This window comes from Ruminiclostridium papyrosolvens DSM 2782, assembly GCF_029318685.1.
Lineage (GTDB): Bacteria > Bacillota > Clostridia > Acetivibrionales > DSM-1351 > Ruminiclostridium > Ruminiclostridium papyrosolvens.
In genome coordinates this window covers 3,183,394-3,200,537 of record NZ_CP119677.1, presented here as the reverse complement: position 1 = coordinate 3,200,537, position 17,144 = coordinate 3,183,394, and the positions used below count along the sequence as shown (strand labels likewise).

Here is a 17,144-nt window from a genome sequence, read left to right as displayed (position 1 = left end):
ACATGTGGAAAAAATGAGGAATTTTTTTAAACAAAGATGGAAATACTATTTACTTGGTTATATTATTGGTTATATTCTACCAATAGCGATTGATGAAACTATAGATATTTATCATCTAATGCCATTCAAACTTTTTTCGTTATTGATCGGAGTGATTATGGGTACTGCCTTTTATTATGGACATATGAAAGTTGCTCTATTTGAGGGTGCATTTAGGTTTATTAAATATTCCATAATTATCATTATTGTTTTAGTATTGTCGGTAGTATTACAGGATTATTTAATGACAAAAGGAATAGATATTTCAATCTTTGTTGGATTACCTAAAAAAGGTTAATATAAGCATAAAACTCATTTTAAGATGGTTATCAAACAAGATGACTGTCTTTCTTTTTGTCTTGCAATAAGTAGACATAAAACTATAAAAATAAAACTGTCACTGAGCACACAAATATTCCGCTATGAAATAACACCACAGATACTTTAAAATCAGTTAAAACCTCTGATAAAGCTTCAATCCCCTTTTAATTCGTTGATAGTAAATAAATAAGGAACCCAAGAAGCCCGTTAGCTAATCCCGGTGCATAGCAGTAATGGTATGTGCTATGTGGGGGAAAAAAGTACCTGTCTAAACAGCAGGGCGAGCGAAAATGCAGACCGTAACATAAAGTGAATTCTGCCGCATCGTCAAAAAGGTCTCTGGTTTACAGAGAAAGGGAAGTCGAGCCTTGGTAAACTGGGCGAAGACCATAGAATATAGGAAGAACTTGGAAATCACCATCGAAGAATCCCTCGGTGTATAGGAATCGGTATCTATTGAAAGTGTGTTTCGGAACTGGAGAGACCCTACTTTGCTCAGTGAAAGCTGTAAAGAGGAATCATATAAACTGTTGAAGCAGCAATCACCTATACCTATGACAACAACGACAATCAACTCACCATGACTGACAAAACGGGGACTACTGCCAGAACCTATGACGAAGAAAACAGAGTAACAACCAAAAAAGCACCGGGCTTTGGTACAACAACATATACCTATGATAATTCTGAGGGGGGAGGCTTGTACTCTGAAACTGCTGAGGATTTCAAACACAACCTTACAAAAAAAGTATACGACAAAGTAGGAAGACTATATGAAGTAATATCAGGCAAAAAGACCACAACATACGAATATTACGGCAACGGCAGCAGAAAAACCGTAACCTACAGTGACGGAGCAAAAGAGGAATACACCTACTACAAGGACGGACTAAATAAAACCCTCACAAACAAAAAAGCTGACGGAACAGTAATAGACACCTATAACTATACCTATGATGAAGCCCACAACCAGACTACAAAGACAGACAGAAAAGGAACAACCAGCTATAACTACGACAGTCTCAACAGACTTGAAAAGGTAACGGAGCCAAACGGCAGGACAACGGGATATACCTTTGACAAGGCAGGAAACAGGCTTACAGAAACCATATTGGCAGGTAAGGTTTCAGTAACCACTACATATACCTACAACGAGCAGAACAGGCTTGTATCAACAGTAAAAAGAAGCGGAGCAGAAACAATAACCGACACATACAGGTTTGACAACAACGGAAACATAGTATCAAAAACTGCAGAAACGGTAAAACCCGTTGCCACGTCTGTATCAGGTGGCTTCAGTCTGGAGAAGTCAGGTCAGAGTACAACAAGCAATTTAACCAACTATAAGTTCGATGTCTGGAACCAGTTAGTCAAAACCACAGCAGGAAAGAAAACAGCAACCTATTCCTATAACGCAGAAGGCTATCGGGTAACCAAGACCGAAAACCAGCGTACCACAAATTACCTATATGAAGCAGACAAGGTAGTACTGGAAACAGACATAGAAGGCAACGAGACAGCCAGAAACATCTATGGATTAAATCTCCTGACAAGAACTGCTCAAAATGATACAATGAACTATATGTACAACGGCCACGGAGACGTAACCGCATTAGTAGGAGAAAACGGAGCAATCCAAGCAACCTACTACTATGACGCCTTCGGAAACATAACAGAACAGACGGGAGACGTTAACAACAACATAACCTACGCAGGTTACCAGTACGACAAAGAAACAGACCTCTACTACCTGAATGCAAGGTACTATGACAGCAAAACAGCCAGATTCCTAAGTGAGGATACTTATACAGGTAACACAAATGATCCGTTGAGTTTGAATTTGTATACGTATTGTCATAATGAGCCGGTGATGTATGTTGATCCGAGTGGACATTGGCAGGAAAGTGACAAAAATTTAATTCAAAGTGCTAGAATTGCAATATCTCAGCTAACAGATATTTATGTTACAACAAGTGACCCGGAAGTAAAAAGAGCGTGTGCTACACAAGCAGCAGCTATACGAAATTGTTCTGCCAATATTGCAAAGACGCCTCAATATTCTGAAGTTGGCATGTTGTATGGGCAACAATTGAAAAAAGACGGTTATGTTTCAGCCAGCGATTGGCTAAAAATCAGTAACACGTATAAAAAGGAGTCAACTCAGAATGCTATAATTGGGTTAAAAATGGCTGAAAATCAATATGTCCCAAGTAATTATAAAAATCAAGCTGTTAAATTTACAATGAACACTGTTACTGCTGGAGTTAAGAAATCAACAACACAGACAAAACCTCAAGCTAACTCTAGTCCTAGTCCGAGGGTAACAAATAATGTTAAGGGGACGGGGAATAATGAAGATGTTCTAAAGAGAATGAAGGAAGAAATAAATCAGAAGTGGGAAAACGGAAAATACGAGGTTGCTTATGATGTAGCAGTTGATATTGAGAAGTATATTCAAAAAGCAGAAGTATTATATGGTATAAAAATTGTTGATGATTCTATCATACCAGTAAGAAAACAAATAGAATTAGCAGTTATAGATTACATGCGTAATGGAGCAGTAAGTAGAGAGATAGCAAGTTTTGGTACTCCAAACCTTGAACAAGTGGCTTTGATTGGATTTATGCTTGGTGCTAGTGCGGGAAGTAGCAGCAGAAGCTTTATTACCAAAGATGACTTTAAGGGATTTAACTTTAGCAATCAGGGAACGGGTAAGGCTGTTCCAGAAATTCAGACATCAAGAGTTGGACAGTGGATGTCAAAAGCTGAATATGAGCAATTTGTTAAAACAGGAGAGATACCAAGGACTAATGTTTTGACAAAAGGAAAAGAAGGGTACATTAAACAAGCTAACCCTGGAGACTATTATGTTGAGTTTAATGTAGATTCATCATTGCTGGTCACAAAGAATGAAGAATTAGGTTGGTCTTTAGTTAAATCAAAGAATGATATGTATTTGAAATTAGCGGAAAAGAAAGGGCAAACTCTGCCTGCACCAAATGGAACGAACATAACTCATGTAACTACAAAGTAAAAGGTGGTATACAAGATGTTTCAACAAATAAGAGAATTTATTAACGATTATGTTAGTAGTTCAAATAATAAGATTACTGTGGATAGTGATGTTATTCATAATGGTAAGAAGCTAGAGTATGCATTATCAATTAACAGTTATATGGCTTCATTATCTGTATTAACTGATTTGACATATGATTTCTTTGTTGGAGAAGTTGAAAGTGAGAAAATTAAATCAAGTAAAACTTTGTACTTTGATAACATTGAAGACTTACTTAGGCAGATTAAAGCTGATTTAGATGACTTTTCTGAACCAAAGCAATAATAAGCTGAAAAAGGCCACATTGTGATGGTGTGGCCTTTTTTCTTCTATGACAAAAAATATAAGAAGGATGGAAATTATGTGCCAAGCTATTGATAAAAGAATTTCAGTAATTAAAGGCGATATTACAAAGCTTGAAGTTGATGCTATTGTTAATGCAGCTAATAGTAGCTTACTTGGGGGTGGAGGGGTTGATGGCGCTATTCATAAAGCAGGAGGAAGAGAAATTTTAGAGGAATGTATAAAAATCAGGAATAAACAAGGTGGTTGTGCTATTGGAGAGGCAGTTATAACTAATGCAGGCTATTTGAAAGCAAAGTTTGTTATACATACGGTTGGACCTGTTTGGAATGAAGGTACAAAGGGAGAAGTTGAGTTGCTTGATAGGTGCTATAAAAATTCATTTCAATTAGCACATGAGCATAATGTAAAGAGTATAGCATACCCTTGTATTAGTACGGGTATATATCGCTTTCCCAAAGATATTGCGGCAAAAGTAGCAGTAAATAAAATTATTTCACTTTTATTGGAGCACACCAGTATTGAGAAAGTTATATTTGTTTGCTTTGATGATGCAAACTATTTGGAGTACAAGAAATATATTTAGGGTCACACAGTTTTAACTGATGTGGCCTTTCTCTTAAATATATGAGTAGACATAAGTCTAATAATATGAAACTATAGATAAAAATTTAAAACACTTTATACCGCATTTTATTTGCCGTAGCAACTTTATACTATACAACACATAAAAACAGCTTATATCAAAGGTTGTGCGGTATGCAACTAATGAGCAAGTGAAAAAGAGCATATTGCTGCAAAAAGCAATAGATAGCTGTCAGCATCTTTAAGAGGCTTTAACAGCCACCTTAAAGACCACCCTTTAAAAGCCAGTAAATGGCTGTTTGCAACCCATCTCGACCACCTATCCCACACACTAACGCTCATTGCGACCACCTATGTCAAATGCCACAGACCGCATTGCGGGCTGATGTAATCCGAGAGGGGCGCACCGCGGTCACCTCTCTTTAACCAGCACCAAAATCAATATGGGGGTCAGCACGATTTGTTCGGAAAAGTGCCGAAAGGAACAGTCGTCAAATTGCCCTCAAATTCCTTTTCAGTCTTGGCAAGGGTATTTGTACCCTACAACCGATTAAAAATCGGAAACAGCGGTAACACGTCGCGACACAGGGGTAAGATAATTTGCATCAGATTTCTGACAATGAGTGAGGATTCATATTAAACATAAATAGTTCCAACCAAGAGCAACGAGACAGCACCCTCAGTTCATGCTGAACCCCTCCTTGTCAGGCTTTTTTATCTGTGGTAAACTGGGACGCAACCGGGGTTTTAAGGGGGAAAATTACTTCCCCCGAAATCTTAGCAAAAAACAGCATATCAAAATAAATATTAGGCAGAGAAGAATAAAACGATAAATGTTTTTCTTCTCTGTTTTTTGTTTTGTCTCTTTCTCAGAATCTACTTGCAATCACTTCTCACCAGAGTTAACATCACACACAATTGAAATTTGTACTTTTGCGAGTGCATTTACGGATAGTAAAAAGTTCACGCAACGGAAGAACAGAATAAAGGCTCGTGATTCCCTATATCACGTAATTTGTCACATTATTAACAGATAGGTTGGCGTTCCCTTGCGAGGGTTAAGTTAATGACAGCAGGTAGGTCACTGATTTAATCTAACGCTCTTAAATTGAGGTTGCCGGTGAGAGTAGTGGAGACATTGAAAAAGGAGAGGATAAGGATTTATCAAAAAAGAAATACCTGTTTTATTGGAATTGACATGCATAAAGACATGCACTGCGCAGTTATCATTGACTGTTGGATGCACAAGCTTGGTGAAATCAAGTTTGAAAACAGACCTTCCAAATTTCCTGCATTCGTTGAGGATGTAAGGAGAATATGCGGTACAAAGGAATTTATATTTGGTCTTGAGGATACCAGAGGCTTTGGTAGAAATCTGGCTGCTTATCTTGTTGGCAGAAGGTATGACGTTAAACATGTAAACCCTGCCTATACTAGTGCGGTTAGGCTTTCAAACCCTATTGTTTTCAAGGACGACTCCTATGATGCTTATTGTGTTGCAAGAGTTTTAAGAGATATGGTAGACACTCTGCAGGATGCCAAGCATGAGGATATTTACTGGACTATTCGGCAGATTGTAAAAAGACGTGACTTGATTGTAAAGAGTAATGTCATGAACAAGAACCAACTACATAGCCAGCTTTCTTACGCATACCCATCCTACAGGAAGTTCTTTGCCCTTATTGATGCCAAGAGTGCACTATGCTTTTGGGAGAACTACCCTTCGCCTGAGCATGTGAAGGATAGCACTCCAGAAAAGATATACGAAACCATAAAGCCTGTACATCAAGCACTGAAAATACAGCGTGTCCATGAGATTATAGCCATGATTGAAAAGGATGGGGACACTAGGAAAGATTAACAGTCTGAAAGAGATTTTATCGTCAAGAATATAGTCAAGGAAATCAGACATAACAAGGAATTGATTGCAGAAATAGACTATGAATTGAGGAAGCTACTGCCTTTAACAGGCTATAAGCTTCAGACAATGCCGGGCATTGACCTTGTAACCGAAGCACAATTGATATCTGAAATTGGAGACATTAACCGTTTCCCTGACTCAGACAAGCTTGCTAGATTTATGGGGCTTGCTCCCGTACAATTCAGCTCTGCCGGAAAGGGCAAGGATGAAAGGTGTAGAAATGGCAATAGGGCATTAAATGCTATATTTCACTTCCTTGCAATACAAATGGTGGCAGTTTCATCATCAGGAAAGCCAAGACATACGGTATTCAGAGAGTATTTTGAGCAAAAGGTACAACAGGGCAAAAACAAGCCACAGGCTTTAGTTTGCGTTGCAAGGCGGCTTGTGAGGATAATTTACGGCATGATGAAATCAAAGACGGAATACAGACCATATCAAAAAGATTAGTCAGAATTGATTCAAAAACAGTAATATAAGTGTTGGGAGTTATTTGCATTTTTTAATTGAGGAATTGGGACAGGAATTATATAATGAGGATAGTTACTGTAGTGAGGGAACGGGTAAGGCTGTTGCTAATAATGTTGCAGATTTTGAAAGATATAGGTCTTCTCTAGCTGCAAAGGAAATAGTTAATGCTGAACGAACTGGTACCGCTTTATCAAAATCTGACCCTGGACATCTCGCAGCTAGCTTTATACCTGAAGAGCAACTTGCAGCAGGTAGGACATTTAGTATCCGTGGAGGAGATAAAGTAAATAGAACTCTTCTTCAAACCAAAGGGGAACTTAATGGAAAAAGTGGTATATATGAATACATATTAGAACCAAATGGACAGGTATCACATCAACGCTTTATTCAAGGTGGTATAATTAATGGTATTCCGAATCAAGTTGTGAAATAGGGAGGTAAATAATGGACGGTTTAGCGATATCGGTAGATTATGATTTTGTATCAAAGCAAGTTAAATTAACATGGAAGGACATTCTATACGGAATTGAAAAAAAGTACCTTCCACCAGACGCTGCAATTGAACATGCTATTACTGAGGTTTCTTGTAATGACGATTTCCCTCAGCAAGTAATGGATTTAGTATCTTTACATAAGAGTGAATCTGAATCAGTTTATCCATTTTTAATGAAGTTAGCTAATCAAGTTACTGATGAAAATGATGAAATCATGATTGAGAAATGGTTGTATTTATTATTAGAGTGGGTATATAAACATAAAAATAGCTATTCAGACCCACTTAGTATAGTTGAACAGCTATATGCTGACTTTGATTATCCAGAGCTTATTGCCACTTTTATTCGTTATATGCCATCTGATGAACCTGATTTAGGCTCATTAGAATTAAATGAGGCACGTCTATATAAGAAGTGGAAAAGCTACTTGGATAGTCAAAAAGAGCGGTTTTCGAATAAGATTGAAGGGGATTTTAACTACTAAAGAACATGCACTGTAGAAATGGTCACACAGTTTAGGCTGATGTGGCCTTTCTTCTTATCACGATGGTAGACATAAAATTCAGAAAATGCAACCGATAGAGAATATACTTTAGAATACTTTATACTGCATTTTTATTTGCCGTAGTAATATATATAAAACAACTTATATCAAAGGTGTTGCGGTTTGCAACTAATGAGCAAGTAAAAAATGAGAATATTGTTGCAAAATGTAATAGATAGCTTCAAGCATCTTTAAGAGGTTTTAACAGCCACCTTAAAGACCACCTTTTAAACGCCAACAAATAGCTACTTGCAACCTATATCGACCACCTACCTGTCACACGATGGCTCATTCCGACCACCTAAACCTAACCACTCCACCGCCGGCATTGCCGGCGGTTGTGCTTCGGCACGGGGCGCTCTGCGACCACCTCTCTTTAACCAGCACCAAAATCATAGGGATATAGCACAATTTGTTCGGAAAAGTGCTTAAAGGAACAGTCGTTCAAATTGCCCTCAAAAACCTTTTCAGTAATTGCAGAGGTATTTGTATCCTAAAGAGATTGAAAATCCGATACAGGGGCAATACGTCGCCAAACAAGGGTAAGCAATTTGCAGTTTAAGACGGTGGCAGAAAAAAGAAAATACTCCATAATAGTTAATTTTTAACCTATTAACCATTATGAAGTATTCAATATTTATATCATCAAAAAACTATTTACAACGTTTATTCAAATGTTAAACAGCAGTTATAAAAGGGTCCCATTGTATAACATGTGTACCGTTTATAAGAAGCTTTATTTGATATGTTGAGGTTCCTTGATTAAATGCGCGCCCCATCCAATAAGTATTGTCATCTGATGCAGGTTGTGGACTTCCTTCTCCACCGAATACATTTCCGCTTGAAATCTGGAATCCTGCTATGGACACTACATCCTGTGTATCAGGATCGATAGGATTAACCAACCATGATACATAATCTCCTGCATAGCATTTTGTGCTCAGTTCCAGAGTGCCTTCATTACTGCTTCCGACTTCGGCGCGATTGTCTATCATGAATATTCCTCTTGTATCTCCACTTAGAACTCTGGAAGTATCCACTGTTATTACTATCTTGGTTTGTGCTCTTATCTGGGCTTTTAAAACAATAGTATCAGTCATTTCTTGTGACCTCCTTTACTTTATTTAAAATATTATCCATTAACATTCAGAACAGGATTGATTTTTAATGTTACAGGGTTTTTATAACTTTCGGTAATAATAATATTGATGGGTGTCTGATTGCTACCCGCATTTTCTGCTCTCCCTACCCAAACTGTGTTTGTGTTATCTGAAGCCTTTGGTTGTCCTCCGTATCCCCAGGCAAGAGATTGGTCAAAGCTTGTAATAGCAACTGAATCGTGAGTATCGGGATCAATAGGCAATATTCTCCAGCAAATATAGTCGTTAGTGTTACAGTATGTATCCAGACAGGCGGTTCCCTCGTTGTAGCTTTTAGGTGCTCTGTTATCTACCATATAAACTCCTTGGGTTGAACCTGTCCTTGCCTTTGCCGTATCAACGTAAATAACAATTTTTACATTACAATCTGACGGGGATGGTGTTGAAGCTTGTGTCATTTTAAACTCTCCTTTCGGTATCTGGTTGATTTTGTCATTAAATGATATCATTTGTTGAACCCATTATACGTCATTAAATATGACATGTCAATATGTGGATTATATTAAATTAATTGCATTATAAACAAATATGAGTAATAAAAAAGACATTTATAATATACAATTAATTAGGAAATATAGTATAATAAATGTCATAAATAATGAAAATTTTATTGCTAAAAAAACTAATTTATATTATTATTTGAATTATTAAAAAATTTTTCAATTTTTTTAGTTGGTAAAATGTCATAATACGGTATAATAATTAAATAAGCATGACGGTGAGGAGGCCGATATGGAAGAACAATTCAAAGTAATTATTATTGATGATGAACCGGGAGTTATTGATGCAATAAAAGCAAATCTTTCGTCCGAATATATTGTTGATGGATTTGTGACTTCAAAGGAAGGCATTGATGCAATAAGGGAAAATAATTACGACCTCTTGATTTTAGACTATTTTATTGATTCCATGAATGGAAAACAAATAACCGAAAAGATAAGAAAAACAGATGATGAGCTGTACATTATGCTTCTTACCGGAAGAGCTGAAGAAGCTCCGGGTTTGGAGACACTTAAAAATCTTGATATTCAGATGTATTGCGAAAAATCAGCAAATTTTGAAGAAATACTGATTATGGTTGAATCAGCAAGAAAATCTGTAGAACATTCAAGAAAAGAAGGAAGCTTTGGTATTCGTTTAAAAAGGTTAAGGAGAATCCATAACATAAGTCAGGAAGAATTAGGTAAAGTCTTAGGTGTAGGCCGCACAGCCATAGCAAACTGGGAAACCAATCAAACTGAGCCTACAGGGGAAAACATAAAAAAACTCGCAGAACTTTTCAGAGTAACAACAGACTATTTGCTTTGTTACAAGGCCAATTTTGGAGATACCCCTAATCTGGCAAAAAAATAGAGGTAAGCTTTTATGCTTGAAACACTAATAAAAATACTAATTTATTTATTTTCTGCAGGAGTACATTTAGTACTCCTAATGAGAATAAAGAGTATAAAATATTCAAGGCAGCTGCATCATATCTGCGCTTTGAATATTTTTATACTGTTTATGTGGACTATACTCGCGTTGTCAAATATTATATGGGACAGTATTACGGGACACAAAATATACTTTATTTACTTTTTGGGTTCAGTCTGTGCATTTATTCTACCTGCAACTCTCATTATACTTTGCATACTCTTGGTAAAGAACAAAATCAGCTCTCTTGCAACGTATATACTGATTTGCATTCCCCCTGCAACAAGTACGGTAATGCTTGTTACCAATAGCTTTCATAAGCTTTTTATAAAAGAAATTTCAGCAGATGCCAATACAATGGTGTTTGGGAGCTATTATTATGTTCATTGTACATGGCAATTGGTTTATGCAACTTTTGCGGTTTTATACCTTGTATATTTCAGCTTGAAATACACAAACTGCCTTACAAAACAAATACTTTTTGTAGTATCAGGTATAATCATGCCTATAGCAGTAGATTATGTGGTATATCTGAACTATTTTTCAAATCTGCCTATTTCATTGCCGGACAGCATACACGCATTGAGTTATTGCTTTACAACAGTGTGTTTGGCAGTTGCAATAAGAAAATACAGGTTTCTTGATACCCTTCCTATTGCAATAAGGAGTATAGTAGACTACATAAGCGATTCGTTTGTAGTAATAGATTATAAAAATAAAATTCTTGAAATGAACAAGAACTTTAAAAGAGAATTTGGCTCAATAATAAAGCAAAATGAGAGTGATTTTTCTAAAGTCATGAGTAATGACAATTTTTATAATCTTAAAAATCAAATATCCCAAATGACTTCTAAGGGGGGAACACACCAGAATACCAAATTTGAGCAGGAATTCTTAATAAATAATACCGTACGCTACTTTGAAATAGAAATTATACATGTATATGCTCATGAGCAATATATTGCGATACTTATATTATTTCATGACATGACAGAGCATATGCAGGTGATAAAGCTCATGGAAGAGAATGCAAAACAAATGATTGAAAAGGCAAGATTAGTTTCGTTGCATAATCTTATAGGTGGTATTTCTCATAATATGAAATCTCCGCTGATGTCATCATCGGGAGGTATTCTTGCTCTGAAAAACCATACCCGCAAAATAGAGAACCTGATAACTGATATGAATAATAGTGGGGAGTACTCTGAATATCTGGAAATTGTATCTGACATGAGAAAGTGGGAGGACTCAATAAAAAATTACCTTGTTTATATGTCAGACATAATTACCGCAGTTAAAGAACAGGCGGCCAGTATGATTGGAAACCAGAATAGAAGATTTGAAGTTAAGGAGGTGTTCTCAAAGCTTGAACTATTGTTGGATTTCGAGTTAAAAAGGTCCAATTGCAGCCTAAACAGTATTATAAATGTTAGTGAGGATACTTATATAGAAGGAGACATTTCTTCATTGACTCAAATTCTTGGCAACGCAGTAATAAATGCGACACAGGCATATAGTCAAGGCGGTGTAATTAATTTGATAGCCGACAAGAAGCCCGAAGGTATTTTATTTACTATACAGGATTTTGGAAAAGGAATTCCAACAGAGATAAAGGATAGAATTTTTAACGAAATGGTTACAACTAAAGGCAAAGATGGCTCAGGTCTTGGGTTGTATTTTGCAAATATTGCCATTAAAAGTCAATTTAGAGGTTCTATATCCATTGAGTCGGAAGAAGGTAAAGGAACTACAATATATATAACCATTCCCATAAAAATGACTAATTGATAAACCTTATAAAATCTGCTATAATTATACAAAATTTATAGTTTTTTAAGGGAGGAACGATTTATGTCTTTTATGGGAGCAAGAGTGGCTGTTAAAACAAGTAACGGCGAATACCTATGTATCGAAAAAGTTAACAATTTGTTAACATCAGGTATGTATGATGAGACAAGACATGATATTATTTTTACTGTACCGGCGGCTTTAAGCGGTACATACATACAAACACATACCAGAGATTTGCTCAGTGTTGCTGATGATGGACACATCAGAATTAAGCCCAGCAATGAAAGTATTACAAATACAGAAACATTTGATTTCATTTGCCTTGGGATGAATAAGGTTGCAATAAGAGCAAATAACGGAAAGTTTGTAAGCTATAAGAAAGATAATAACAAGAAATTATGTGCAGTAAGCGACACCATAGGTCCTGATGAAATCTTTGAGATTATAGTGGTTTTCAGATAAAAAAGAAGATTTAATAAGCATAGCAGCCGATTCATAATACTTTTTCGGTTGTTATGCTTATTGGGAAGTAAGAAATAATAAGGCTAAATAAGGGGATATATCCTCAGTGTAAAATCATCATTTCTACAATCTTTACCCTTGAAGTATTCAATTTTTCCTAAAACACTTTTAAGTAATACATTTTTATCTTCAATGTTTTTTAGATTTTTATATATCTTAATAATTTTTGTTATACCACTTTGAATTTCTTCATTGCCTGGTTTTTGGCGAAGAGCTTTATTATTTAGTTTGTTTATGTTAGACATAGATTGTCGGAGTTCATCAATTTTGCTGTTAACCCTAATAAGTCTTTGATTAAAATCCTCTATGGAATAAACACCTTTTTCCAAAAGACCGTAAACATTTTCTTTTTGCAAAAAAGTTTCCTTCAACTGTTTTTCAAGCATAGCAGCACTATTTTTTAAAGCAGACTGACTGCTGTTGTTCTGTGGCAACTCTCCTGAAAATTGAAAAGTATATTCAGTCAGGTATTCACTAAGACTCGACAGCACACAGTTCTCTATATAATCAAACTTACTGCTTTTATTACCGCATTTATTGATGCATACAAGATGTGGCTCTGAATTGAGGTATGGTCTATATCGCATTTTAGCTCCGCAAACTCCGCAAACGATTATTCCTGCTAAAGTATTTTGAAGGCCGGATGACTGTTTTGTGTGAGTTTTACTGTTATTATTCATAATGCATTGTGCCTTTTGATAGGTACTATCTGAAATCAGTGCGGGATGTTTTCCGTCTGCCAGAATCCAATCCTGTCTGGGTTGGGTCTTTTTACTCTTTTTTTTGGGAAGACGATTGCTTGTTGTTTTTCTCCAGGCTATTTTCCCGGTATAAACAGGATTTTTCAGAATAGCTGTTACTGCCTGACAAGTCCAGTTATTACTTTTATTTGTTTTAACACCCATATTGTTGAGCCTTTGTGCAATAATTTGACTGCCAATTGATTCATTTACATACCACTCGAATATACACTTTAAAATTTCAGACTGCTGGGGATGGGGTTCCAAAGTACGTCCTAATTTCTCTTGCTTTATAATATAGCCAAAGGGCGGGTAGGGTGAATTGTAGTTGCCGCTGTTTACTGAATGAATAATTCCTCTTTGAAGACGCTTGTTAATCATTTTGTATTCCTTGCGGCTCATGAAAGCTTCAAATTCACTGTATTCCTCGTCAAACTCATTGGAAAGGTCATATTCCTTGTCCGGTGTTATAATTTTTGTATTTGTATTTTTAAAGGCTTTAAGAATAATTCCCTGTTCTTCCATATCTCCACGACCAAGTCTTTGTAAATCCATTACCAGTACAGCATCGTAAACACCGGCTTCAACATCTTTTAGAAGCTCCAGCATAGCAGGTCTGTAAAGGAGGCTTTCACCTGTAACCAGTTCCTCATAGATATTTACAATACAAAGTTCTCTATTTCTGGCAAAACTCAACAAATCGTCTCTATGCTTTGAAAGTGTTTCACCTTTTCCCAGTTCTTTTTCCATTCTCTCGTCTTCTCTTGATTTTCTTAGATAAATGCAGGTTTTTACCATTTAAAAACTCCATTGAAATAATATGTATTAAAATTCTATGCTAAAAGAGTCCTTGTTAAAACGTTGAAAAATGTATACGGGACAGACCATGGAAAATAGACTTGTAGTAAGGAGGAGTATTTATGTCGTATAAAGTAATAATTACACCAGATATAACTCCTGAAGAAAGATTAAAGAGACTTAACAATGTTGGAGAGGTTTTATCCAGTATAACAGGGTACCAATGCAAATATGTGACAAGGGAAGAAGTATTGAATAATAAAAAAAATACAAAGGCACAAAACAGGACTAAAATTTCACCTGCCAAAAGCAGCAGTACACGCTTATATCCATGATATAAGGTACAACGAGCGATACATTAGAGACATATCAAAAAAAATAAGAGCTAATCTCAGGTTTAAAATTGAGCAGGGTGAATACATAGGAAATGCGCCATTCGGGTACGTGAAATCGGTAAATGAAAAGAATAAGCTGGTAATAGACAGCAGAAATGCACCTGTTGTAAAAGAAATATTCAGCTTATACAGAAAGGGATATGGATATTCTGCCATAGCAAATATGCTTAACCAAAAAGGATATCCGTCGCCCTCGTCAAAAAATTCTGAAATACCTATAACGCCATGGAATCAGGTTGCAGTTCAGAGGATTTTATGTAACCGGGTATATATTGGAGACACGGTGCAGGGAGTCAGTGAAAAAATAAGTTTTAAAAACAAAAAAACCAGAAGGCTGCCCTTTGACAAATGGATAATAACAACTAACACACACGAACCCATAATATCCAATGAAGAGTTTGATGAAGTTCAGAAATTGAGAGCTAAAAAAAGGTCAAATCAGGGGTACAACCGTAATGTAACACATCTCCTGAGTAACCTTGTCTATTGCGGAAAATGTGGTAAGGCAATGTATGTCCGGGTCAGAAAAGACAGGCCGGTGGGCTATATATGCAGCTCCTATTCCAAAAAAGGCTGCGAAGCATGTTCAAGCCACTATGTTACGGAAGAGAGTATTATTGACATAGTAACAAAAGAACTGCTGGAACTCCTGTCAAATAACGAACTGATTGATAACCTGAACCTTAATTATAGCAGTGAATATGTAGAGAAGGAGCGTCTGCTGCACAGTATAAAAAGATTTGAACAGCAGATAATCCAAAAACAAAAGCAGCAAGATATTTTGTATAATGACAGGCTTGAAGGACGAATATCGGAACAGCTATTTTATAGAATGAATCAAAACCTTGAAACCCGAATTGCAACAATAAGGCAGGAAGTAGAAAAATTAAAGAAAGAAGAAACAAAGCAGTTGGATAAAGAGCAGCTGATTAAAAATTTTGTTACCAGAATAAAAACACAGGGAATTACCAGAAACATAATTGAATTAATGGTTAATAAAATAACAATATTTGACAATAAAGATGTACTCCCAGAAACAGATGGGACTTTGGAGGATACAGAAAGCGGCTGCATAGTAATCGAATATAACTATAATAACTGGAAACAGCAGACAGATAGAAAGTGAGAGCATAAAAAAATAAGGAAGTATCGCAAAACAGAGAGTTTCACTGTTTTAACATCGATACTCCCGTATAAAATTATATCAATGATTGCTTCCAAGATATTTGCAAGAGTTTATAGCGGCTCATTTTAGGATATTTTACCGGCAAACGTCTGTAAATATCTTTAACCAAGCTTCCATTGATATAATTTATACTCTGAGTAAAGGTTCAAAAGTTAAAAATTAGTTTTGCGATTAAAGACTTCCTTTAATGAACAAATCCATTAATTTATAGCCATCGTCTACGAACACACCCGATTTTTTTGCTTCAAACTCATCGTAGCTCTTAGCTGACGATTGAATTTCATGGGTGCTGTCATAAATTATAAACGGAACAGGTTCGGATGTATGAGTGCGTAAGCGAAGAGGAGTAGGATGGTCAGGAAGCACCAATACACGGTAATCAAACTTACTTATACCTTCAAGTATGGGTTTTACAACCTGTGAATCCAACAATTCTATGGCTTTGACTTTGTTTTCGATTTCATGTCTGTGACCGCACTCATCAGGGGCTTCAACATGTACATAAACAAAATCTTTTCCGCTTTCAAGAGCCTGAATAGCCGCGTTAGCCTTGCCGATAAAATTTGTATCTATATTGCCTGTAGCGCCTTCAACATCAATTGAATCAAGGCCTGCACATATACCGATACCTTTAAGTAAATCCACAGCCGATATCATTGCTCCGGTTTTGTGGTATTTTTCCTGAAAAGAGGACAAAGCAGGTTTTTTACCTTCACCCCAAAGCCATATGGAGTTTGCGGTTCTTAGGCCGCGTGCTTTTCTTGCCTGATTTACAGGATGGTCTTTTAAAACTTCATAACTTTTTTTCATTAAATTAAGTAGCAGCCCGGACTCTTCCTTTGGAAGATAATCTGTTATCTTTTTGTCGGAAATGTCATGGGGAGGAGTACAGCCAAGGCTGGTTTTTCCATTACTCCAGACCATACAATGCCTGTAGCTTATACCGGGGTAAAAATTTATGTCTGCGGTTTTAAGCGTATTATTTACAGCCTCTATAAGAACTTTAGATTCAGCTGTTGAAATTTCATCTGAACTGTAATCAATCATAGTTTTATCCGAATACTCGGATTCATCCTCTGAAAGATGCACAAGATTGCATCTTAAGGCAACATCAGTAGATGACAAATCCAACCCCATGCTTACAGCCTCTAAAGGTGAACGACCTGTATAATATACTTTTGGGTTATAACCCATTACCGACAGGTTGGCAGCATCACTGCCCGGGGCAATGCCTTCAGGAACAGTACGAACAAGTCCCACGGTACCCTTTGAAGCCAACATATCAATTGTGGGTTTCTTTGCATATTGCAGGGGGGTTTTGTTATCAAGTTCAGGCATGGGATAGTCGGCCATACCGTCACCAAGAATCACAACATATTTCATACTATCAAATCCTTTACTTAATA

Annotated in this window: 16 protein-coding genes and 1 pseudogene; 12 read left to right on the top strand and 5 right to left on the bottom strand. The window is 36.4% G+C overall.

Annotated features, from left to right (window positions below; translation table 11 throughout):
- The first annotated feature begins 4 nt into the window (after positions 1-4).
- The 4 genes from P0092_RS14355 to P0092_RS14340 all read left to right on the top strand — a co-directional run bounded on the left by P0092_RS14355 (position 5) and on the right by P0092_RS14340 (position 4,304).
- Positions 5-337: a hypothetical protein gene (locus tag P0092_RS14355; RefSeq protein ID WP_004622596.1), complete on the top strand. Its 333-nt coding sequence runs from the start codon at positions 5-7 to the stop codon at positions 335-337.
- 603 nt (positions 338-940) lie between these two features.
- A complete protein-coding gene (locus P0092_RS14350; protein ID WP_004622597.1) occupies positions 941-3,394 on the top strand; it encodes an RHS repeat domain-containing protein in 2,454 nt (817 codons plus the stop codon).
- Between the two features lie 15 nt (positions 3,395-3,409).
- Positions 3,410-3,700, top strand: coding sequence for a hypothetical protein (locus P0092_RS14345; protein ID WP_004622599.1), 291 nt, complete (start codon positions 3,410-3,412; stop codon positions 3,698-3,700).
- Positions 3,701-3,746: 46 nt separating this feature from the next.
- Positions 3,747-4,304, top strand: a complete 558-nt coding sequence (locus tag P0092_RS14340) for an O-acetyl-ADP-ribose deacetylase (RefSeq protein ID WP_276186942.1) — start codon at positions 3,747-3,749, stop codon at positions 4,302-4,304.
- Between the two features lie 179 nt (positions 4,305-4,483).
- Here P0092_RS14340 and P0092_RS14335 read toward each other — a convergent pair whose 3' ends face one another.
- Positions 4,484-4,645 (bottom strand): hypothetical protein, encoded by a 162-nt coding sequence (locus tag P0092_RS14335; protein ID WP_158498428.1) that lies wholly within the window; start codon positions 4,643-4,645, stop codon positions 4,484-4,486.
- A gap of 856 nt (positions 4,646-5,501) precedes the next feature.
- On the opposite strand from P0092_RS14335, the pseudogene P0092_RS14330 reads away from it, so the two are divergent.
- The 3 genes and pseudogenes from P0092_RS14330 (at position 5,502) to P0092_RS14320 (ending at position 7,673) form a co-directional block, all read left to right on the top strand.
- Positions 5,502-6,674: pseudogene (locus P0092_RS14330) on the top strand (IS110 family RNA-guided transposase).
- A 64-nt stretch (positions 6,675-6,738) separates the two neighbouring features.
- Positions 6,739-7,128, top strand: a complete 390-nt coding sequence (locus P0092_RS14325; RefSeq protein WP_276186940.1) for a hypothetical protein — start codon at positions 6,739-6,741, stop codon at positions 7,126-7,128.
- A gap of 11 nt (positions 7,129-7,139) precedes the next feature.
- Positions 7,140-7,673, top strand: coding sequence for a DUF2247 family protein (locus tag P0092_RS14320; RefSeq protein WP_004622603.1), 534 nt, complete (start codon positions 7,140-7,142; stop codon positions 7,671-7,673).
- A 737-nt stretch (positions 7,674-8,410) separates the two neighbouring features.
- On the opposite strand, the gene P0092_RS14315 is transcribed toward P0092_RS14320, so the two are convergent.
- Together P0092_RS14315 and P0092_RS14310 are read right to left on the bottom strand one after the other, a co-directional pair.
- Positions 8,411-8,833, bottom strand: a complete 423-nt coding sequence (locus P0092_RS14315) for a hypothetical protein (RefSeq protein WP_004622606.1) — start codon at positions 8,831-8,833, stop codon at positions 8,411-8,413.
- Positions 8,834-8,865: 32 nt separating this feature from the next.
- Positions 8,866-9,291, bottom strand: a complete 426-nt coding sequence (locus tag P0092_RS14310) for a hypothetical protein (RefSeq protein WP_004622607.1) — start codon at positions 9,289-9,291, stop codon at positions 8,866-8,868.
- A 334-nt stretch (positions 9,292-9,625) separates the two neighbouring features.
- On the opposite strand from P0092_RS14310, the gene P0092_RS14305 reads away from it, so the two are divergent.
- The 3 genes from P0092_RS14305 (at position 9,626) to P0092_RS14295 (ending at position 12,559) form a co-directional block, all read left to right on the top strand.
- Positions 9,626-10,246: a helix-turn-helix domain-containing protein gene (locus P0092_RS14305; RefSeq protein WP_004622609.1), complete on the top strand. Its 621-nt coding sequence runs from the start codon at positions 9,626-9,628 to the stop codon at positions 10,244-10,246.
- 12 nt (positions 10,247-10,258) lie between these two features.
- Positions 10,259-12,094, top strand: coding sequence for a sensor histidine kinase (locus P0092_RS14300; RefSeq protein WP_004622610.1), 1,836 nt, complete (start codon positions 10,259-10,261; stop codon positions 12,092-12,094).
- 63 nt (positions 12,095-12,157) lie between these two features.
- Positions 12,158-12,559: a fascin domain-containing protein gene (locus tag P0092_RS14295; protein WP_004622612.1), complete on the top strand. Its 402-nt coding sequence runs from the start codon at positions 12,158-12,160 to the stop codon at positions 12,557-12,559.
- 83 nt (positions 12,560-12,642) lie between these two features.
- On the opposite strand, the gene P0092_RS14290 is transcribed toward P0092_RS14295, so the two are convergent.
- Positions 12,643-14,157 carry a recombinase family protein gene (locus P0092_RS14290; RefSeq protein ID WP_004622615.1) on the bottom strand — a complete coding sequence of 505 codons (1,515 nt, stop codon included), beginning with the start codon at positions 14,155-14,157 and terminating at the stop codon, positions 12,643-12,645.
- 122 nt (positions 14,158-14,279) lie between these two features.
- Between P0092_RS14290 and P0092_RS14285 the strand changes: the two genes are divergently transcribed.
- Both P0092_RS14285 and P0092_RS14280 read left to right on the top strand, forming a co-directional pair.
- Positions 14,280-14,492: a hypothetical protein gene (locus tag P0092_RS14285; RefSeq protein ID WP_004622616.1), complete on the top strand. Its 213-nt coding sequence runs from the start codon at positions 14,280-14,282 to the stop codon at positions 14,490-14,492.
- Positions 14,493-14,601: 109 nt separating this feature from the next.
- Complete coding sequence (locus tag P0092_RS14280) at positions 14,602-15,678, top strand: recombinase family protein (RefSeq protein ID WP_242831811.1); 1,077 nt, start codon at positions 14,602-14,604, stop codon at positions 15,676-15,678.
- Between the two features lie 231 nt (positions 15,679-15,909).
- Here P0092_RS14280 and P0092_RS14275 read toward each other — a convergent pair whose 3' ends face one another.
- A complete protein-coding gene (locus P0092_RS14275; protein WP_004622619.1) occupies positions 15,910-17,121 on the bottom strand; it encodes a cofactor-independent phosphoglycerate mutase in 1,212 nt (403 codons plus the stop codon).
- Positions 17,122-17,144 lie beyond the last annotated feature (23 nt).